Genomic DNA, 18,292 nt, shown 5'->3' on the forward strand with positions numbered 1-18,292 from the left:
TCGACCGCACCCCGTTGAAGCAGTCTCACGTGGCCGCGGCGCCACCCCCCTGCGGCGCCCCTTCCGCCGCCGCGGCATCGCGCCGCAGGAGCCGCTTGGCCCGGCGCCGCGTCGCCGCCTCGGCCACGGCCGCCGCCAGCAGCGGGGCGGTGCGGCGCCGGGCCAGCAGGAACCGCTGGTTGAGGACCCTCTCGGGACACCAGCGGTACTTGTACGACTCCTCCCCGCGCAGCAGGCTCAGCGTCCGCGCGGAGTCGGGCGCGAACTGCCCGCCCGACTCCAGATCCCGGGTGGACGCGTGCAGCAGCATCGTCGCCACGTCCACCCTGCGCTCCCGCAGCAGCGGGTCGAAGCCGTACATGTACATGCCCGTCAGGCGGCCCGAGAGCAGCGTCAGATTGACCGCCACGACGGTGCCCTCGAGCAGGAACTCCGTCGCCACGGCCGCACCTGACCGGGCCATCGGGACCGCCGCCCGGACCAGGTGCTCCAGGAACCTCGGCCGCAGGTGCTCCGAGGTCACCTGCCTGCCCTGCCACTGCTTGCGGTGCAGTTCGAGGAGCCGGCGCAGCGCGGCCTCGGTCTCGTCGTGGCGCGCGACGCGCCATTCGATGCCGAGCCGGGTGAACTGGTTCACCTTGCTGCGGATCCGCCGCGCACGCCCCGTCGGCAGCCGCCCGATCAGCTCGGTCATGGGGACGGCGGGCAGGTCCAGGCACACCGAGTCGTTCATCCGGCGCCGCGGGCCGCGCCAGCACAGGTAGACCCGCTCCATCGCACCGCCCGGCCGCACCTCACCGAAGTCGACCAGGGCGGTGCGCGCCAGGCCGGCCAGGGCGTCGGCCAGTGCCCCGGCGCCCGCTGCGGCCTCCTCCTCGTCGATGAGCACATCGCAGAAGTCGGTGATGGTGCCGCCGATCGGCACCAGCGCCGGCAGCGGGTGGTGCACCCGCATCAGCGGGGCCGCCGCCACCAGTTCACCGTGCCGGCGCACCAGAACGACCCGCAGCCGGCCGGGTCTGCCGTACGACAGCCACCACGAGTGCAGCCAGGCGTGGCTCTGGAACGCCGTCGCGGACGGGCACGCCCCGCGCAGTCGCTCCCAGTCCTCGGTCAGCTCTCCGAAGGCGCGCTCGTCGGTGCAGACCTCCACCGACAGCGCGCGCCCCTGCCCGGTCACCCAAGGGTCCCGCGCGCGTCGGCGGCACCGGCCGGGCCGGGTACGGAGGCGCGGCTGCGGTCGTCGTCGTCCCCGTCCGGCGTCCGCCGCGGCCGGGCCAGCAGCACGAGGCCGCCCAGCAGGCCACCGGCGCTCGCGCCCACGAGCGAAGTCAGCGCCGGCGAGGCCGAGGACGGATCGGTGGGCTTGAGCGCACGGGAGAGGCGCTCGAGCCGGATGCCGGTGCGGGCCTTGGTGTGGTCCGCCTCGGTGATCAGCGCGCGGGACACCGCATTGGCGATGTCGACGGCCTGGCCGGGCTTCGACGAGGTCGCCGAGATCGCCACCATCGGCGCGTCCGGCGAGGTCGCCACCTCCACGTTCTCGCGCAGCGTCGAGACGGGCACGCCCGCCCACATCTGCGCGTCCGAGAGCACCGCGAGCTGGGTGGCCACGCGGCCGTACGCCTGCGCGAAGCCGAGCGCGTCGGTGCAGTCGGCCTCGGTGGTGCCGTTCGGCACGGCGACGACGGAGCTCGTGGCCGTGTACTGCGGCGGCTTGAGCTGGCCGTACGCGCCACCTGCCGCGGCGCCGACCAGTGCGGCGGCCGGCAGCCACCACCACGAGGACAGCCGCGTCACGCGTGCGCGCGTACGGTCGAACGGCCGGGCAGCCTCTTCGGGGTTGTCAGTCATGAGGAACTCGCTTCCAGGTTCGAGCCGGACAGAGCGTCCGTGTACAGATCCATCAGTTGGCGTGCGGTGCGCTCGATGTCATAGCGGTGGACGACGTCCGGGACGGTCCGCTCGGCCGGTCCCGCCGCCCGCAGCTGCAGCAGTTCCCGCGCGTACGCCTCGGCGCCGCCCCGGACGCGCCGGGCACCGGGCGCCGCGTCCGGCGGCAGGTCTTCGACGGCGGGGCAACTCGCGTACAGCACGGGCAGCCCGGCAGCCAGGGCCTCCACCACGGCCAGGCCGAACGACTCCTGCGGCGACGGCGAGGCGAGCACGTCCATGGCGGACAGCAGGGCGACCAGTCCGGGCGCTTCGTCGCCGGGGCCGGGCAGATACGGCCGCTCGCCCGCCAGCACCACCCGGTCCACGACGCCCAGCGCCCGCGCGGTACGCAGCAGCGCCGCCTCCTCCGGGCCGCCGCCGACCAGCAACAGCCGTACATCACCCGGCAGTTCGGGCAGTGCCTGCACCAGCAGGTCGAAGCGCTTGCCCGGCGTCAGGCGCCCCACCCCGCCGACGACGTACGCGTCCGGCGGCAGCCCGTGGAACGCCCGGGCCTCCTTGCGGCGCACCTCGTCGTAGCGGAACCGGGGCGCGTCGATGCCGTTCGGGATGACCCGGATGCGCGGCCCGGGCACACCCCAGTGCCGCAGCCGTTCCGCCACCGTCGGCGAGACGGCCACGGTGGTGTGGCCGAGGCGCTCGCCGGCCAGGTACAGCGCACGGACGCCGACGGTCAGCGGGCGGCCCTCCAGTCGGGTGTCGCCGATGGAGTGCTCGGTGGCCACGACGGTCCCGACGCCCGCGAGCCGCGCCGCGATCCGGCCGTAGAGACAGGCCCGGTACAGGTGGGTGTGCACCAGGTCGTAGCGCCCCGCGCGGATCAGCCGGGCGAGCCGGGGCAGCGCGCCGAGGTCGCGGTTGCCGTCCATCCCGAGGTGGGTGACGCGGACCCCGTCGGCGGCCAGACCCGCGGCGACCGGGCCGGGGTTGGTCAGTGCCACCACGTCGCACTGCGCGGGGAGATGCCGCAGCAGCAGACGCAGCTGCTGTTCCGCTCCGCCCACGCCGAGGCCGGTGATGACGTGCAGGGCCCTCACACGGCCTCCAGGGCACGGCCGTGGACCCGGGCCAGGCGTCGCTTCAGCTCCAGCCGCACCGAGGTGTCCGCCTGCCCCATGTGGATGCGGGGCAGCGCGAAGTCGCCGGAGCCGGCCGGGCCGGGGGCGATGGCACAGGCGTAGCCGTAGCCGGCCCGGCGCACCGCGTCGGTGGCACGCCGGTCGAGGTGGCCGTACGGGTAGCAGAAGCCCTCGATGTCGCCGCCGGTGATGGCGGCGAGCCGGTGCCGGCTGTCGTTGACCTCGGTGTGCAGCACCTGGTCGGTCGCCATGGTCAGATCGACGTGGGTCAGCCCGTGCGAGGCGATCTCCATGCCCGCGGCGGCGGCGTGCTGGACGTCGTCCACGTCGAGCAGCGGTTTGCGCGGGCCGGTCCGCTCCCAGCTGTTCTCGCCGCCGAGGAGCCCGGACAGCACGAACACGGTGGCGGTGAAGCTCCGACGGCGCAGCAACGGCATGGCCGTGGTGACGAAGTCGGTGTACCCGTCGTCGAAGGTGAGCCCCACCAGGCCGCGCTCCGTGCCCCGGGCGCGCGCCGCGAGCAGCTCGCGCACGCTCACCCCGCGCAGGCCGCGGCCGGCCAGCCAGGCGAGCTGTCTGTCCAGTCGCTCCGGTGTGACGGTGATGTTGTACGGGTCGTCCGGGCAGTCCGAGACCGAGTGGTACATGGCCACCCAGGCGGCGGCACGCCGTCTCGGGCGTCCCCCCACGGCTGTTTCGGTGTCGGGTGCGTCCGCGCGGGGCGCGGCGGAGATGTCAGCGACCATGGCGAGGCTTTCGTGTGACGGAGCTACGGACGAAGTGCGTGACGGGAAGCAGGAGGGACCGGACGCCGGCCGTGTCGAGGAGCCGGGCCAGCAGCAGGAACACGCCGGTCACGCACATGCAGCAGACGGCGACGGCCGCCGCGGGCGAGTCGAACAGCTCCGCGCAGACCAGCCCGGCTCCGCCTGCGCACACGGCCGCGTACACCAGCCGGGCCAGTTCGGCGCCGACCCGTCGGACGTGCACGGGCACGGCGCGGGGCCCCAGCCCGTGCAGCAGGAGCAGCGCGGTGAGGGTGATGCCGGCGGCGTTGGCCGCGGCGATGCCGCGTGCACCCCACGGGTCCACGGCCCAGGCGCTGAGGACGACGGTGGCGAGCGCGCCCGCGCCCATCGCGCCGAGCGGGAACCAGGTGATCCGGCCGGTCGAGAAGTACGACCGCACCAGCGCCCCCACCAGCGTGTGCCCGAGCAGTCCGACCGCGTAGACCCGCATGACGGCGGCGGTCGCGGCGGTGTCCTGCGCGGTGAACGCGCCGCGCTGGAACAGCAGTTGGACGATCTGCGGCGCGCAGGCCACGACCACGGCGGCGCCGAGCAGCACGATGGAGGCCATCAGCGCCAGGTCCCGCTCGACCCGGTCGCCGGCCCGCCGATTGTCGCCCTCGGCGATGGCCCGCGCCACCACCGGGAAGGTGACGACGCACACCATCATCGACAGCGACATCGGCAACTGGGCGATCTTCTGGGCGTAGTTGAGGTGCGAGATGGCACCGGCGGGCAGCCCGGAGGCGAAGTACCGCTCGATGAGCACCTGCGACTGCCGGCACAGCGCGAAGAGCAGGACGGCACAGACGAGGGCCGGCACGACGGACCGGCCACGGTCCCCGTCGTACTCGGACCCGGAGTCCGTCGCGGACCGCTCGTCGCGCCCGGCGATCCGCCGCCACAGAGGCGGCGCCTGTACGACGGCCATGAGGCACCCGCCGATCGCGACACCGAGCGCGGCGGACCGTACGCCCCAGCTCTCGCCGATGACGAGCATCGTGGCGATGATCGCGATGTTGTACGCGATGTAGATCGCGCCCGGTGCGAGGTAGTTGCGGTGGGCCCGCAGCGCCGCGCTGCAGTACCCGGCGAGCCCGAAGCTCAGGACGCAGGTCGCGGTCAGCCGGGTGCAGGACACGGCCAGCGACGGGTCGGACAGGCCCGGCGCGAGGACGGAGACCAGCAGCGGCGCCCCGGCCGCGAACAAGGCGGCCGTACCGGCGAGGGCGAGGCACAGCCGCGGCAACGAGGCGGAGATCAGGGCCCGCACGGGGTCGGGCCCGCCGGTTCCGCGCGCCCGCTGAGCCAGCGCCATGCTGAACGCCGGCACCAGCACGAACGCCATGCCGTCCTCGATCAGCAGCGTCGACGCCATCTCCGGCACCGTCCAGGCGACCAGAAACGCGTCGGTCTCCGCCCCGGCCCCGAACAGATGCGCAAGCGCCTGATCCCGCCCGAGCCCCAGAAGCGCCGCGGCCATCGACAACGCGGCCGACAACAGGGTCGCCCTGGCGAGAAACCGCCCCGAGGGAGCACTGCCCCGGCGGGCCGCCGGGATGTCGCCCCGGCCCTCGGGGACGGCCGGCGCATCGTGAGGGCGGTCCTCCACCGGTCGCGGGTTGCTGATGCCGGTCGAGTCGGCGACGTGACCGTCCGGCCAAGGCGCACCCTCGGCGTCGGGCGCGCCGTCGGGGGCGCCCCCCGTCGTCGCCGGGTGGGCGGTCATCGCGGGCTCGCTTCTGCTGTCGCCGCCCCGTCCCGGGCGGCCAGCGCCCACCACGCCGCGAGGCCCAGGCAGATGCCCGTCAGGATGGTGGCGGGGCCGCCGATGTCGGCGTACAGGAAGTTGACGAGCTGCCAGAGCAGGAGACCGCAGGCAGGCAGAGCGCAGTCACGGGCGCGAACGGTGCGGCGCAGCCGGCGCAGTGCGAACAGCAGCAGGGCCAGCCAGCTGCCCGCGACCGTGAGCAGGCCCAGCAGGCCCTGTTCGCTGAGGATCAGCAGGTACATGTTGTGCGGGGAGAGCAGCGGCTGGCGGCGGTACGCCTGGCCCGCCCCTCCCGTCTCGCTGCCGGACGACAGCGCGAGCGACGCGTGGCCGTCCCGGTGTGCGGGAAAGGCCTTCAGCCCGACGCCCGTCACCGGGTGCCCGCTCCACATGTCGCCCGCCGCGGCCCACATGGTGTAGCGGTCGACGACCGACTGGTCCGGCGCGTCGGCGACCTGGGTGATGCTGGTCAGCCGCTCCTCCAACGCCGTGGCGCCCAGACCGAGCCCGCCCACCAGCACCACGCAGACCGCGGCCACCGCCGCGAACACGAGCGCCGCCCGCCGCACCCCGGCCAGCAACAGCAGCACACCGCAGGTGAGCGCGGTCGCGATCCAGGCCCCCCGGCTGAAGGACAGCGCGAGCGGCAGGAGCAGCGCGAGCGCGCACGCGGTTGCCACGACCTGCTGCCGCCGTGCCCTCGTCCCGAGGGCGAGCCCGATCGCGGCCACCATCCCGAGCGACACGACGGTCGCCATCCCCATCACGTCGGACGGCCCGAACGTGCCCACCGCCCGGATGTCGGCTCCCTGATACGACGCCCCGGTCCCGGTGAGGTACTGGCGCACGCCGATTCCGCCCTGCCACAGCGCGAGGCCGACCAGCGACCACAGCAACAGCCGGGCGCCCTGCCGGTCGCGCACCAGCAGCAGCACGGCGATCGGGACCAGCACGAACACCTGCAGATAGCGCGCCAGTCCGGCGAACGCGTCGCCGGTGGTCACCGCCCCCGCCGCGGCGACCGCGATGCCCACCACGGGCAGCCCGAACACCACCGCGGCCGTCCGCGTCAGCGGCGCCCGCGCCTGCCGTACGGCGTGGACGACGGCACACAGCACGGCCAGTGCGGAGGCGGCGTCGGCGGGCGTCGCGGCCCTGCCCGGCGTGACGGGAAGCCCCAGCAGGACGACGACCGCCACGACCGGCAGGACGGGCAGGACGGACCGGACCCGGCGCACCGCCGGCCACGGCAGCGCGAACGCGGGCGAAGGTGCCGCGGAAGTGGTCACCGGTGCTCAGCTCCCCGTCGGCCGGACGAACTGTGCCGCCGTGCGCAGCAGGATGCAGACGTCCTGCCACAGCGACCAGTTGTCGATGTAGGCGTTGTCGTAGCGGCACCGGTCCTCGATCGAGGTGTCCCCGCGCAGTCCGTGGATCTGCGCGAGCCCGGTGATACCGGTCCGCATGCGGTGGCGGGCCGGATAGCCCGGATGGGCCTGGCTGAACTTCGCGACGAAGAAGGGCCGTTCGGGTCTGGGCCCGACCAGGCTCATGTCCCCGCGGAAGACGTTCCACAGCTGGAGCAGCTCGTCCAGCGAGGTGCGGCGCAGGAAGTGACAGAACGCGCTCATGTCCTGCTCGTTCGCCACGCTCCAGCGCGTCGCCGCCTCGTGGTCGCTCGCCGGCCGGTGCGTGCGCAGCTTCAGCATCGTGAACGGCCGCCCGTCCTTGCCGATCCGCTCCTGCCGGAACACCACGCCGGGCCCGTCCATCGCCCGCAGCACGACCGCGCACACCAGCAGCACCGGGCCGGCCAGCACGAGCAGCGCCCCCGACAGCACCACGTCCAGCACCCGCTTGCCCACGCTCCCGCGCCGCAGCCCGCGCTCCGGACCCAGCAACCTGCGCGAGAAGCCGGCCAACTGCCCCGCCCCCTGGCGGTGCCCGCCGAGTCCGTACGACGCCGGGTCCGCGTCGAGCTCCCACAGCGCGCATCCGTACGCGGCCAGCGCCCGCAGCACGGCGGCCTTCTCCTCCCGGGTGCCGGCGCCCACCACGAGCACCTCCTCCACCCCGTTCTGGATCGCCGCCCGGCGTGCCTCCAACGCCGTGGTGAGCACCGGCAGTCCGGGCTCTGAGTCGGTCTCGCCGAGGAACTCCGGGTCGTCGGCGACGAGACCCACCGGCCGTACTCCGCAGTCCGGTTGGCGCAGCAGCGCGGCCGAGACCCGCCGTGCTGTCGCGACGGGGCCGACCACCAGGGCGGGGCAGGGCCGGCGCCGCAGTGCCCGGCGCCGGAGCGCGTGCACCGTCGCCCGGCCCGCACAGGCCGCCGCGCAGTGCACGACGACGGCGGTGACCAGCACGGCCGGTGCGAGCGACCGTAGCGGGGAGAGCGCGACGACGGCCGCCCAGCCGACGGCGATCCGGCCACAGACGGCGGGCAGTTCGTCGAGGGCGCCGGGGACGACGAGGGTGTCGTACAGCGCGGCCCGTCGGTTCAGCACGAGCACACCGAGCGCGAGCAGGGCGATGACCAGCGGGTACCTGTGAGATGCGGGCAGGACCCAGGCCCCCAGCAGGACGCCGCCGCCGTCGACGAGCCACAGAGGCACCCGGGAGGTCCGGTGCGGACGACGGGCTTCCCGTCCGGCGGGCCCCCGGCGTCCGGCGGTGAGGCCGCGCGGGGCAAGGACGGTGACGGCGCCCTCGGGCGCCCGCTGCTGCCCCGGTGAGGCAACGGTGCTGTCCGCGGTCATGTGGTGATGCACTTCCTGCCCTCGTTGGGTCCGACGACCTGCGCGGTGACGAGGTCGAGCAGCTCGCGGTAGACGTCGCTCACGGCGTCCGTGGCGTGCCGCAGATCGTGGCCGGCGAGCACATGCGCGCGGCCCTGGGCGCCCAGCGCCGCGCGCAGCGGCTCGTCGAGCAGCAGCGCGGTGAGCGCCCGTGCCAGTGCGGCCGGGTCGTCCGGCGGCACCAGACATGACGGCAGATGGCCGGGCGGAAGGCTCTCGCCCGCTCCGTCCACGTCCGTGACGACGACCGGCCGGGCACACGCCATGGCCTCCAGCGGGGCGAGCGCCATGCCCTCCCAGCGCGACGGCAGCACCACGACATCGGCGGCCCGGTACCACAGCGCGGTGTCGGTCGTGGTGCCGGCGAACTCCACCGAAGCGGGCGCACCGGCACGCAGCCGGTCGGCGTCCGGGCCGTCGCCGACCAGCACCAGCCGCGCCCCGGCCACCTGCCGCACCACCTCGGGCCAGGCCGCCAGGAGCACGTCCTGCCCCTTCTGACGGCACAGCCGGCCCACGCAGACGACCAGCGGGCCGGCCCCGGACCGTGCGCTGTCTCCCTCCGGCCGGAACCTGTGGGTGTCGACCCCGTTGGGGACCACCCGCCACGGGGCGGTGATGCCCGCCCGTACCCCGGTGAGCCGCTCGGCCTCGCTCACGCACAGCACGCGTGCCGCCCAACGCGCCCCGAAACGCTCCCAGTCGAGCGCCACACGCGCGACGAGTCCCTCCGCGGCCTCGAACGACCAGGCGTGCGGCTGGAACACGGTCGGCAGGGCACCGCGCACCGCGAGCCGGGCCGCGAGCCCTGCCTTCGCGCTGTGCGCGTGCACCAGGTCGGGCCGCACATCGCCGCACAGCCGGGCCAACTGCCGTACCTCCGCCGGGAGTCGGTACCCCGGCGAGCGGGTCGCTTCCCAGCGGCGCACGGTGCAGCCCAGCGTCCGCAGGGCGTCGGTCAGGGTGCCGCCCCGCGGACAGGCCACGGTCACCCGTAGCCCCGCGGCCAGTTGAGCCGCCACCAGGTCCGTCACGACCCGAGCGACACCGCCCTCGACGGGCTGGGCCACATGCAGGATGTGCGGCGTAATGCGCATGACCGTGGCTGCCCTTCCGAGGAAAAGAGTCCGAACCAGCGACACGACGTGTGGCTTACTGGACCAAAGAGACGAGCAACACCAGCCACTTATCCATACTTATCCGAGAAGCAGTCAAGTGTGTTGGAATGATGACGTTTTCGGAGTTGTTTCTCGCAGGGGATCACCCATTCGGACCCGCTGCGGTTGCGCAGCAGCCGCCGATCGGTCTTCTCGTATGAGTTCCCGGAAGTTGGCGGCGGCAGAGTTTCCAGAGCGGCGTAGCCATCGTTAGCCCAGGAGAACGCGAGTTACCGAAGATGATTTTCCTGGAAAGGAACATGATGAAGAACCTGAAGGCTGCTGCCGTCGTCGTCGGCTCCCTCGCCATCGCCGGTGCCGCCGTGCCCGCCGCCTCCGCGGTGAACATGCCGGCGGCGGGCCTCGTCGACAACGGGAAGACGGTCGCCCGCAGCCTCCCCTCCGCCGCCAAGGTGCCGACGGGCTACGTGGGGAACAACGTGAAGCGCACGGCGGACAACGTGAAGAAGGGCATGAAGTCGCAGGGCGTCGTGAAGACGCCCGTCATCGGCGGTGCCCTGCCGAACCCCGTCGACGGCCAGCTGCTCGGTGGACTTCCGCTTCGGTAGGCATCAGGTAGACCATTCGTTCCTTTATGTCGAAGGGCCGGCTCCGAACTCGGAGCCGGCCCTTCGGCTTGGGCCAAATGGAGGATTCGGAGTGACCGGAGGCGGAGCAACTCAGTTGGACCCATTGAATGGGCGCTCTTTCCTCCTCCTTGCTGGCGCTCCTTGACCTTGGGCCCTGTCTGCACGCTGACGCAGACAGGGCCCAAGGTTTTGTGCCAGAGGCTCTGGACCAGAAGCTCTGGATCAGAAGGGGCGCGGACACGCCTATGGCGGTCCGCCGGCATACCGGCGGACCGCCATGGGGTGAAGCACAGATCAGAACAGGAGGCCGCCGAGGTGCGCGGAGTTGCGGGCCTGCTCGACCTTGCCGGTGTTGCAGCCGACGTACTTCGAGTTCGGCGCGATGGTCGCGGCGAGGACGGCGCCGTTCGACCACGGGGCGATGCAGCGACCGTCGATCAGGGTGCCGTTGACGATGGCGAGACCCTGCTGCGGGTCGTTGACGACGACCGGGGACGACGAGAAGCCGCTACCGCCCTTGACGGTGGTGGTGTCAGTGTCGGCCGCCGCAGTGCCGCCGGTCGCGAGGACGATGCCCGCGGCGATGGCGGAAATGGCCGTAACCTTGTTACGCATGATTGAGCCTTTCCGGGCTGCGTTTTGAGGATTACCTGCTTCGAATGGTTCGGAGCAGGGGTCAGAACAGCAGGCCGCCGTTGTGGATCTCGTTGCGGCCCTGCTTGATGTCGCCGGTGTTGCAGCCGACGTACTTCGAGTTCGGCGCGAGGGTTGCGGCGAGGACGGCTCCGTTGGACCACGGCACGGCGCAGCGAGCGTCGACGAGGGTGCCATTGACGATGAGCACACCCTGCTGGGGCGCGTTGACGACGACCGGGGACGACGAGAAACCGCTACCGCCCTTGACCGTGGTGGTGTTGCTGTCGGCCGCGGCGGTGCCGCCGGTCGCGAGGGCGATGCCCGCGGCGAGAGCGGAAATGGCCGTAACCTTGTTAAGCATGTGCTGAGCCTTTCCGGGCTGCGCTTGGTGTTTGCCTGCTTCGAATTTCTCGGAGCAGGGGTCAGAACAGCAGGCCGCCCTTGTGGACGGAGTTGCGGGCCTGCTCGATCTTGCCGGTGTTGCAGCCGACGTACTTCGAGTTCGGCGCGATCGTGGCGGCGAGGACGGCGCCGTTCGACCACGGCACGGCGCAGCGAAGGTCGACGAGGGTCCCGTTGGAGATGAGAACACCCTGCTGGGGCTCGTTCACGACGACCGGGGACGACGAGAAACCGCTACCGCCCTTGACGGTGGTGGTGTCGCCGCCGCTGCTCGGGTAGCCGCCGGCAGAGGCAATGCCGGCGCTGCCGACGACGGTGCTGAGGGCGAGGGCCGTGATGACCGCGAACTTCTTGGGCACTTGGTTCCTTCCTGAATTCACGGTTGCGCACGCTTACGAAAAGGAAACCCGTATATGCATGCATAAGTCACGGTGGAAACATTCAAACGCGGCTAGATTCCATCGGATGGCGCAATGCCGAGTGTCCGCCGGGAGTCGAGCGGTAATCCGCGCGGTCTTCCATGAAATGCCTTGGATCGTTTGCTGAATGGCGCAGTTCAGAACGGGCGCCGACATGCGTCCGGCCCACCGACAGGGTGCGGGCCGGTGGGCCGGGACAATGGTTCGCGGGTGCCAGGGGGCTTGCGGGCCCGCCATGTGCGGAGGTGGCGCTGCGGTCCGGATCCAGCGTCCGGCCTACCTAAGGCCTCCGGCTGTCGAGAACCGGATCAGAGTCTCAGAAATCCGGGGCCGGCTTTCGCCGGTACGGCCGACTCGTACGGTTGCCGGGTCGTCACTTTTTGGGGAGCAAGGTGCCGAGACCGGACGCGGTCGGGGCCTGCAGCGGGCGGACCTGGACGGTGCCGCTGCCGGCCGGGTTCTTCACCGGAATCGTGGGCCGCTTGGCGGCATCCGGGTCCATACCGTCCAGGTATACGCCGGACATGCCCCCCGAGTTCTTCTTGTCGAACGCGCTGCCCTTGGCGATCCCGCCGTCGCTGGCCAGTCGCGCCACGGTGTCGGCCGCGGGCACCACCGCCGGCGTCACCTTGGTCGGGGACATGAGACCGAGCGGCCCGGCAGGGCTTCCCGATCCTCCGGCGGCCACCGCCGCGGCGGCCGAGCCACCCACAAGACCCGCACCGATGGCCAAAGCCGCAGTGGTGAGAACTGCCTTCTTCATCATTCACCTCGCTTGAAAGTACCTCTGATCCGACGGTTGGAGAACATAGCAGTCCAACAGCGCTGCAAAAGCGACGCGTTACTCCATACGCATGAAAGTCGGTGGAGTGGAGAATGGAATGCGCAACGGGATTCGGATCGATTGGCATCTGGTCGACGAATCAATTCATCGTATGGTGGTGCCGGGCAGAGGTTGGGCCGCTTGCGCGATCAAAAAGATGAATTTAAGAATTGTCGAACGGAACCTTCGTCGAGCCGGTCCGGTTCGGACCGTCCCGCGGTCTACCCTCGCCGGCATGACCACCGACAGCGACGTTTTCACGCCGGCCGCGGCCCTTGGCAGGTCGCTCATCTGGGCGGAGGAATTCACCGCACCGGTCGCCTGGGGCGCCAGATGGACCGGCGACAGATCGAGCGCCTACCGCTACTGCGATCACAACCCCGACGACAACAAGCTCGACTGGCTCACCCCCGGCGCGGTGACCGTCTCAGGCGGCGTGGCCACCTTCACCGCCACCCCGGCCGGCCGCACCCTGGAGAACGGCCGGCAGGCCTGGCACACCGGCCTGCTCACCACCGAGTACTCCGCCGAGGAGTTCCGGGTCCGGGCCGGGGACTACATGGAGACCCGCGTCAGACTGCCCTGCGGGACCGGAGCCTGGCCGGCGCTGTGGACCTGGAAGGACGGCGAGAACGAGGTCGACTGCTTCGAGTACCACTCGGACAACCCGCACCTGCTGGAGCTGTCCAACCACGTCAACCACGCCTCGACGTACCACACCGACGTCGACGCGATCGGCCCCGACAGATGGGTGACCATCGGCACCGCCCTCGGCGCGACCTGCGTCGAGTGGTACGTCAACGGCGACCGCGTCTTCTCCGACGGAACCGGCGTCGGCCACGGCTGGTCGGCGTATCCGATCCTCAACCTGTCGCTGTGCGCCGGGCAGTACCACGCGGCCCCCTGCGACCCGGCCCCGCTCACCTTCGACGTCGACTACCTCCGCGTCTACCGCTGACCACATCCACAAGCGGTCCGCGTCCCTCGTTCGGGCGGACGGTCCCCCGAGCTGTCGGCCGGTCGGGTGAGCGGGCACCGGAACGCTGCGCGGGCCGTCGATAAGGTCGCGCGGTGGCCCCTGACTCAAACGCCTCTGCGCGGCCGATGCGCCGGACCGCCGGCGGCAGCCGGGCGTTCGCCCTGCTGCTGGTGCTCTGCGGGGCGGCCGGGCTGCTGGCCTCCTGGGTCATCACCCTCGACAAGTTCAAGCTGCTGGAGGACCCGGACTTCGTCCCCGGCTGCAGCCTGAACCCCGTCGTCTCCTGCGGCAGCGTCATGGAGAGCGACCAGGCCGAGGCCTTCGGGTTCCCCAACCCGATGCTGGGCCTGGCGGCCTACGCCATCGTGATCTGCGTCGGCGTCAGCCTGCTGGCCGGGGCGGCGTTCCCGCGCTGGTACTGGCTGACCTTCGGGGCCGGCTGTCTCTTCGGGGTCGGGTTCGTGTCCTGGCTGCAGTTCGAGTCCCTGTACCGGATCAACGCCCTGTGCCTGTGGTGCTGCCTGGCCTGGCTCGCGACGATCCCGCTGTTCTGGTACGTGACGTCCTTCACCGTGCGCAACGGCTTCCTGCCCGCGCCGGGCCCGGTGAAGACGTTCCTCGCCGAGTTCACCTGGGTGCTTCCGGTGCTGCACATCGGCATCGTCGGAATGCTGATCCTGACCCGCTGGTGGGACTTCTGGACGAGCTGACCATTGCACCGTATGGGCGCTTCGGCGGTGACCGCGGGGCAACCTGCTCGGTTACTCGTACGAACAGCCGAACCGTACGAGGAGTGAGCGATGGCCGTCAGTGCAGACGGGGTCTCGGTGGGTGCGGTGCAGGGGGCGGGCACCACGGTGAGCGGCGGGCCGGAGCGGCGGACACGGCGGGAGTTGGGGCGGCTGCTGTTCGCCTCCGCCGCCGTGGCGCTCGCCCCGGTCGTCACCGCATCCCGGCCCTCCCGGTCGGCGGAGCGACCTCCGGACACCGACACCGCCTTCGACGAGACCTACCGCGGCCGCCGTATCAAGGGCGCAGCCATGTCCCTCGGCGGCCTCACCGCCCTGGACGTCGCCTGGCACGTCACCGTGGACGGCCGGCCGCTGCACCTGATGCGCCGTGCCGACGGCACCTGGCTGAGCATGGTCGACCACTACGGCTGGTACCGCACTCCGCTGGAGGCCACCCGCGCGGCCGTCGACGAACTCGGGTCCGGCGGGCGACTGCGTGACCTGGCTCCCGGGCCGTTCGGTGGCGGGTACCCGCACGGGGAGGCGCAGCATGGCGTACGTGCGTAAGAACGTGACCAAGCTGACGCGCTCCGAGCGGCGGCGGTTCGTCGAGGCGCTGCTGGAGATCAAACGGCGCGGCGAGTACGACGAGTTCGTACGGCTGCACATCGCGCACTTCGTCGGGGACGGCCACCGGGGGCTGCGCGCCGCCCACATGGCGCCCTCCTTCCTGCCCTGGCACCGCAGGTTCGTGCTGGACCTGGAGAACGCGCTGCGCCGGGTCGACTCCTCGGTGACCGTGCCGTACTGGGACTGGACCCGGGACCGGAAGACCACCTCGCTGCCGTGGACCGGCGAGCTGCTCGGCGGCAACGGGCGGCCCGGGGACCGGCAGGTGATGACCGGGCCGTTCGCCTACCGGACCGGCAACTGGACCATCCGGGCGAACATCACCGACGGCAACTTCCTCACCCGGGACCTGGGCCGCTCCCGCAACCCGATGGCCCTGCCCACCAAGGCCGACCTGAAGCAGGCCCTCGACGACCCGGTCTACGACGCCGCCCCGTGGGACTCGACGGTCACCAAGGGCTTCCGCAACAAGCTGGAGGGGTGGGGCACCGGCAGGGACTCCTGGCGCAACCACAACCGGGTGCACCGCTGGGTCGGGGGCGCCATGCTCGGCGGCGCGTCCGTCAACGATCCCGTCTTCTGGCTGCACCACGCCTTCGTGGACATGCAGTGGCAGCGCTGGCAGCGACGCCACCGCAAACACCGTTATCTGCCGGCGAAGCCGCCCGGCCGGGACAGCCGGCAGTACCGCCGGATCGTCGCCCGGGACGAGCGGCTGCCGCCCTGGGACGTGACCCCGGACGAGCTGGAGGACGTGTCCAAGATCTACCGGTACGCCTGACGCCCCGGCCCACCGGGAAATCGCTCGGCCCCGCGGTCCAAGGCAGCTAGCCTCCGGACATGGCAACCGATCCGACGGAACAAACGGAACAACTGGTCCGGCTGTTCGCCGAAGAGACCCGGGTGCGCGCCTTCGCCGCCGTGGCGCTCGGGGCGCGGAGCGCCGAGCAGGTCGCCCTGGTGGCGGGGCTGTCCGCGAAGGAGACCGCCGTGTCGCTGCGGCGGCTGCGGGAGCAGGGCGTGGTGACGGCCGGGGACGACGGGGAACTGGCCGTGGCGTACGGCCTGTTCAAGGAGCAGGTGCGGGCGGCGGCGCGGCGGGAGGACGGCAACGGGGCGGACCCGGACCCCGCCTCCGGCGACGGGCCCACCGACATGGTCCTGCGGACCTTCGTCCGGGACGGGCGGCTGGTCCGGCTCCCGGCGCGGTGGACCCGCAAGAAGCTGGTGCTGCGGCACATCGCCGAGCAGACCTTCGAGCCGGGCGTCGAGTACCCGGAGCGGACCGTCAACGAGAAGCTGCGCGCCTGGTGCGAGGACAGCGACGACATCGACCATGTGACGCTCCGGCGCTACCTGGTCGACCTGCATCATCTGCGCCGGAGCGAGGGGATCTACCGGCGCCCCGCCGAGGCCGAGCAGGCGGCGGCCGACATCGCCTGACCGCGGCCGTCAGGGCAGCAGCCGCACCGGTGAACCCGCCAGGTACGCCTGGATGTCCTCGACCGCATGGCCGTAGTACGTCGCGTAGTTGGCCTGCGAGACATAGCCCAGGTGGGGTGTGGCGAGCAGGCGCGGCGCGGTGCGCATCGGGTGGCCGGCGGGGAGGGGCTCGGTGTCGAAGACGTCGACGCCGGCGCCGGCGATGCGGCCCTCGTGCAGGGCGTCGAGCAGGGCGTCCTGGTCGACGATCGCCGCGCGTGAGGTGTTGATCAGATACGCAGTGGGCTTGAGCAGGGCGATCTCGGCGGGGCCGACGAGGCCGCGGGTGCGGTCGCTCAGGGCGAGGTGGACGGAGACGAAGTCACTGTCGGCGAGCAGGGCCTCCTTGGAGGGGGCCAGGTGGACGCCGACCTCGTCCGCGTACTCCTTGGTGAGGTTCTGGCTCCACGCGCTGACGTGCATCCCGAAGGCGAGGCCGACCTGGGCCACCCGGCTGCCGATCTTCCCCAGGCCGAGCACGCCGAGCCGGCGGCCGTGCAGGTCGGCGCCGACGGTGTGCTGCCAGGGGCCGCCCGAGCGCAGGGCGTTGCTCTCCGGGACGAGGCCGCGGGCGAGGCCCAGCAGCAGGGCCCAGGTGAGCTCGACGGGCGGCGTGGCGGAACTCGCCGTACCGCAGACGGTGACGCCGTGCGCCTCGGCGGCGGCGTAGTCGATGACCGTGTTGCGCATGCCGGAGGCGATCAGCAGCTTCAGTCGCGGGAGCCGGGCGAGCAGGGAGCCGGGGAAGGGGACGCGTTCGCGCAGGGTGACCACGATGTCGAAGTCGGCGAGGGCCTCGGCCAGGGCGTCCTCGCCGGGGACGTGGGTCGTGAACTGGACGACCTCCACGTCGTCCGCGAGCGGCGACCAGTCGGCGACTTCGGTCGCGACGTTCTGGAAGTCGTCGAGCACAGCACAGCGCAGCCGCACGGTGGTTCCTCTCCATGGCCGGGGCACCGACTGGATCGACTCTACGACGCGTGGCGCGAGGGCGGATTGACCAGCAGCGGGTCCGTCACCGACCGTTGATCACGCGTGCGACCCGTCGTCCGTCGTTCGTTCGTCCGTAGTCCGTCAGGGAGGGGCCCACCTTGTCACCACGCATCCTCGTCACCGGAGGCAGCGGCTTCATCGGCAGTCATGTCGTCACCGCCCTCCGGGAGGCGCAGCGCGACACGCCGAACCCGGTGCGGCTCCTGCTGCGCGATCCGGCGAGCCTGCCAACGGACGGCGGCGGCGCCGACGGTGGCCGCGCGGCGGACGTCGTCCGGGCCGACCTGGCCGATGCGCCGTCGCTGCGTGGTGTCTGCGACGGCGTCGACGTCGTACTGCACTGTGCCTCCCACATAGGCGACGACATACCGCTCACCGAGGCCGTCAACGACCACGGCACCCGCGCCCTCGTCGAGGAGGGGACGCGCGCGGGTGTGTCCCGCGTCGTCTACGTCAGTACGGCCGCCGTGTACGGCCGGGGGCCCTTCACCGGTGCTCTCCCGCGCGAGTTGCCGCTCGCACCGGCCTCGCCGACCAGCCGTGCCCGTGCCGCCGCCGAACGGTATGTGCTGGACGCGGGCGGCGTCGTACTGCGCCCGCACCTCGTGCTCGGCGCCGGCGACCGTTGGGTGGTGCCCGGCCTGGTCGGCCTGATGGGGCTGCTGTCGGCGGGGCTGAAGGGCGGCGCCGCCCGGCACTCGGTCGTCGACGTACGGGCGTTGGGACGCGCGGTGGTCGCCGCCGGTCTGTCGGCCCAGGACCTGGCCGGCGTCCATCACGTCAACCACCCCGATCCGGTTGCCTGTTCGGAACTGCTGGACACGGTGGCCGACCGCCTCGCCCCGCACCTGCCGGGCGTACCCGTCGACATCGACGAGGCGCGGGCCCGCCTCGCCGGGCAGCCGCGCGCACTGCACCACCTCGACATGCTCGCCGTGGACCACTGGTTCGCGGACGACGGTTTCTGGGCGGGCGCAGGGGTGGAACCCGGGGCCGGTTTCGCGCAGGGCATGGCGGAACAGGCGTCGTGGTACCGGCGGTTCCTGGATCGCTGAAGG

At 72.1% G+C, this 18,292-nt stretch carries 20 protein-coding genes; 7 read left to right on the top strand and 13 right to left on the bottom strand.

Translation table 11 applies throughout. The features are described from left to right. Positions 1 to 25: 25 nt before the first annotated feature. Genes OG331_RS31710 through OG331_RS31745 form a run of 8 tightly spaced genes read right to left on the bottom strand, consistent with a single transcriptional unit; the run spans position 26 to position 9,489 of the window. A complete protein-coding gene (locus OG331_RS31710) occupies positions 26 to 1,180 on the bottom strand; it encodes a GNAT family N-acetyltransferase (protein ID WP_406202501.1) in 1,155 nt (384 codons plus the stop codon). Continuing rightward, entirely contained in the window at positions 1,177 to 1,854 is a 678-nt protein-coding gene (locus OG331_RS31715; RefSeq protein ID WP_406202503.1) for a lipopolysaccharide biosynthesis protein, read from the bottom strand. Before OG331_RS31715 ends, OG331_RS31710 begins: the two co-directional genes overlap by 4 nt. Next, the gene (locus tag OG331_RS31720) at positions 1,851 to 2,993 is read right to left on the bottom strand and encodes a glycosyltransferase (RefSeq protein WP_406202505.1); all 1,143 of its coding nucleotides are present in this window, start codon (positions 2,991 to 2,993) and stop codon (positions 1,851 to 1,853) included. Before OG331_RS31720 ends, OG331_RS31715 begins: the two co-directional genes overlap by 4 nt. After that, the gene (locus OG331_RS31725; protein ID WP_406202507.1) at positions 2,990 to 3,781 is read right to left on the bottom strand and encodes a polysaccharide deacetylase family protein; all 792 of its coding nucleotides are present in this window, start codon (positions 3,779 to 3,781) and stop codon (positions 2,990 to 2,992) included. The genes OG331_RS31720 and OG331_RS31725 overlap by 4 nt, the downstream gene beginning before the upstream one ends. Further along, on the bottom strand, positions 3,771 to 5,552 hold the full coding sequence (murJ, locus tag OG331_RS31730; RefSeq protein WP_406202509.1) for a murein biosynthesis integral membrane protein MurJ: 1,782 nt from the start codon (positions 5,550 to 5,552) through the stop codon (positions 3,771 to 3,773). Before murJ ends, OG331_RS31725 begins: the two co-directional genes overlap by 11 nt. Further along, complete coding sequence (locus OG331_RS31735; protein WP_406202511.1) at positions 5,549 to 6,883, bottom strand: O-antigen ligase family protein; 1,335 nt, start codon at positions 6,881 to 6,883, stop codon at positions 5,549 to 5,551. The genes murJ and OG331_RS31735 overlap by 4 nt, the downstream gene beginning before the upstream one ends. 6 nt (positions 6,884 to 6,889) lie before the next feature. Then, complete coding sequence (locus tag OG331_RS31740) at positions 6,890 to 8,353, bottom strand: sugar transferase (RefSeq protein ID WP_406202513.1); 1,464 nt, start codon at positions 8,351 to 8,353, stop codon at positions 6,890 to 6,892. Then, positions 8,350 to 9,489 carry a glycosyltransferase gene (locus tag OG331_RS31745; RefSeq protein ID WP_406202515.1) on the bottom strand — a complete coding sequence of 380 codons (1,140 nt, stop codon included), beginning with the start codon at positions 9,487 to 9,489 and terminating at the stop codon, positions 8,350 to 8,352. Before OG331_RS31745 ends, OG331_RS31740 begins: the two co-directional genes overlap by 4 nt. A gap of 323 nt (positions 9,490 to 9,812) precedes the next feature. On the opposite strand from OG331_RS31745, the gene OG331_RS31750 reads away from it, so the two are divergent. Beyond that, positions 9,813 to 10,118 (top strand): hypothetical protein, encoded by a 306-nt coding sequence (locus OG331_RS31750; RefSeq protein ID WP_406210408.1) that lies wholly within the window; start codon positions 9,813 to 9,815, stop codon positions 10,116 to 10,118. 315 nt (positions 10,119 to 10,433) lie between these two features. On the opposite strand, the gene OG331_RS31755 is transcribed toward OG331_RS31750, so the two are convergent. The 4 genes from OG331_RS31755 to OG331_RS31770 all read right to left on the bottom strand — a co-directional run bounded on the left by OG331_RS31755 (position 10,434) and on the right by OG331_RS31770 (position 12,239). After that, positions 10,434 to 10,754 (bottom strand): hypothetical protein, encoded by a 321-nt coding sequence (locus OG331_RS31755; protein ID WP_383246158.1) that lies wholly within the window; start codon positions 10,752 to 10,754, stop codon positions 10,434 to 10,436. Between the two features lie 61 nt (positions 10,755 to 10,815). Beyond that, on the bottom strand, positions 10,816 to 11,136 hold the full coding sequence (locus tag OG331_RS31760) for a hypothetical protein (RefSeq protein ID WP_383246161.1): 321 nt from the start codon (positions 11,134 to 11,136) through the stop codon (positions 10,816 to 10,818). 61 nt (positions 11,137 to 11,197) lie between these two features. Further along, the gene (locus OG331_RS31765; RefSeq protein WP_406202518.1) at positions 11,198 to 11,536 is read right to left on the bottom strand and encodes a hypothetical protein; all 339 of its coding nucleotides are present in this window, start codon (positions 11,534 to 11,536) and stop codon (positions 11,198 to 11,200) included. Between the two features lie 433 nt (positions 11,537 to 11,969). Beyond that, positions 11,970 to 12,239: a hypothetical protein gene (locus tag OG331_RS31770; RefSeq protein ID WP_406202520.1), complete on the bottom strand. Its 270-nt coding sequence runs from the start codon at positions 12,237 to 12,239 to the stop codon at positions 11,970 to 11,972. Positions 12,240 to 12,654: 415 nt separating this feature from the next. On the opposite strand from OG331_RS31770, the gene OG331_RS31775 reads away from it, so the two are divergent. The 5 genes from OG331_RS31775 (at position 12,655) to OG331_RS31795 (ending at position 16,202) form a co-directional block, all read left to right on the top strand. Beyond that, positions 12,655 to 13,377, top strand: a complete 723-nt coding sequence (locus OG331_RS31775; protein ID WP_406202522.1) for a beta-glucanase — start codon at positions 12,655 to 12,657, stop codon at positions 13,375 to 13,377. A gap of 146 nt (positions 13,378 to 13,523) precedes the next feature. After that, entirely contained in the window at positions 13,524 to 14,108 is a 585-nt protein-coding gene (locus OG331_RS31780) for a vitamin K epoxide reductase family protein (RefSeq protein ID WP_406210411.1), read from the top strand. A 90-nt stretch (positions 14,109 to 14,198) separates the two neighbouring features. Next, positions 14,199 to 14,696: a tyrosinase family oxidase copper chaperone gene (locus OG331_RS31785; protein ID WP_406202524.1), complete on the top strand. Its 498-nt coding sequence runs from the start codon at positions 14,199 to 14,201 to the stop codon at positions 14,694 to 14,696. Then, positions 14,680 to 15,540 (top strand): tyrosinase family protein, encoded by an 861-nt coding sequence (locus OG331_RS31790; protein WP_406202526.1) that lies wholly within the window; start codon positions 14,680 to 14,682, stop codon positions 15,538 to 15,540. The genes OG331_RS31785 and OG331_RS31790 overlap by 17 nt, the downstream gene beginning before the upstream one ends. Before the next feature lie 59 nt (positions 15,541 to 15,599). Further along, positions 15,600 to 16,202 carry a DUF2087 domain-containing protein gene (locus OG331_RS31795; protein ID WP_406202528.1) on the top strand — a complete coding sequence of 201 codons (603 nt, stop codon included), beginning with the start codon at positions 15,600 to 15,602 and terminating at the stop codon, positions 16,200 to 16,202. 9 nt (positions 16,203 to 16,211) lie between these two features. Here OG331_RS31795 and OG331_RS31800 read toward each other — a convergent pair whose 3' ends face one another. Beyond that, the gene (locus OG331_RS31800) at positions 16,212 to 17,171 is read right to left on the bottom strand and encodes a D-2-hydroxyacid dehydrogenase family protein (RefSeq protein WP_406202530.1); all 960 of its coding nucleotides are present in this window, start codon (positions 17,169 to 17,171) and stop codon (positions 16,212 to 16,214) included. Positions 17,172 to 17,332: 161 nt separating this feature from the next. Here OG331_RS31800 and OG331_RS31805 point away from each other — a divergent pair, with 161 nt between their 5' ends. Beyond that, positions 17,333 to 18,289: an NAD-dependent epimerase/dehydratase family protein gene (locus OG331_RS31805; protein WP_406202532.1), complete on the top strand. Its 957-nt coding sequence runs from the start codon at positions 17,333 to 17,335 to the stop codon at positions 18,287 to 18,289. Positions 18,290 to 18,292 lie beyond the last annotated feature (3 nt).

The organism is Streptomyces sp. NBC_01017 (genome assembly GCF_045162795.1).
In the GTDB taxonomy this organism is placed as follows: domain Bacteria; phylum Actinomycetota; class Actinomycetes; order Streptomycetales; family Streptomycetaceae; genus Streptomyces; species Streptomyces machairae.

What these genes read in the sequence shown, in the direction of transcription:
- OG331_RS31750 (WP_406210408.1), top strand. Translation starts at nt 9,813, where the DNA reads ATGAAGAACCTGAAGGCTGCTGCCGTCGTCGTCGGCTCCCTCGCCATC.
- OG331_RS31725 (WP_406202507.1), bottom strand. Translation starts at nt 3,781, where the DNA reads ATGGTCGCTGACATCTCCGCCGCGCCCCGCGCGGACGCACCCGACACC.
- OG331_RS31770 (WP_406202520.1), bottom strand. Translation starts at nt 12,239, where the DNA reads ATGTCCCCGACCAAGGTGACGCCGGCGGTGGTGCCCGCGGCCGACACC.
- OG331_RS31745 (WP_406202515.1), bottom strand. Translation starts at nt 9,489, where the DNA reads ATGCGCATTACGCCGCACATCCTGCATGTGGCCCAGCCCGTCGAGGGC.
- OG331_RS31740 (WP_406202513.1), bottom strand. Translation starts at nt 8,353, where the DNA reads ATGACCGCGGACAGCACCGTTGCCTCACCGGGGCAGCAGCGGGCGCCC.
- murJ (WP_406202509.1), bottom strand. Translation starts at nt 5,552, where the DNA reads ATGACCGCCCACCCGGCGACGACGGGGGGCGCCCCCGACGGCGCGCCC.
- OG331_RS31785 (WP_406202524.1), top strand. Translation starts at nt 14,199, where the DNA reads ATGGCCGTCAGTGCAGACGGGGTCTCGGTGGGTGCGGTGCAGGGGGCG.
- OG331_RS31795 (WP_406202528.1), top strand. Translation starts at nt 15,600, where the DNA reads ATGGCAACCGATCCGACGGAACAAACGGAACAACTGGTCCGGCTGTTC.
- OG331_RS31780 (WP_406210411.1), top strand. Translation starts at nt 13,524, where the DNA reads ATGCGCCGGACCGCCGGCGGCAGCCGGGCGTTCGCCCTGCTGCTGGTG.
- OG331_RS31715 (WP_406202503.1), bottom strand. Translation starts at nt 1,854, where the DNA reads ATGACTGACAACCCCGAAGAGGCTGCCCGGCCGTTCGACCGTACGCGC.
- OG331_RS31755 (WP_383246158.1), bottom strand. Translation starts at nt 10,754, where the DNA reads ATGCGTAACAAGGTTACGGCCATTTCCGCCATCGCCGCGGGCATCGTC.
- OG331_RS31760 (WP_383246161.1), bottom strand. Translation starts at nt 11,136, where the DNA reads ATGCTTAACAAGGTTACGGCCATTTCCGCTCTCGCCGCGGGCATCGCC.
- OG331_RS31790 (WP_406202526.1), top strand. Translation starts at nt 14,680, where the DNA reads ATGGCGTACGTGCGTAAGAACGTGACCAAGCTGACGCGCTCCGAGCGG.
- OG331_RS31775 (WP_406202522.1), top strand. Translation starts at nt 12,655, where the DNA reads ATGACCACCGACAGCGACGTTTTCACGCCGGCCGCGGCCCTTGGCAGG.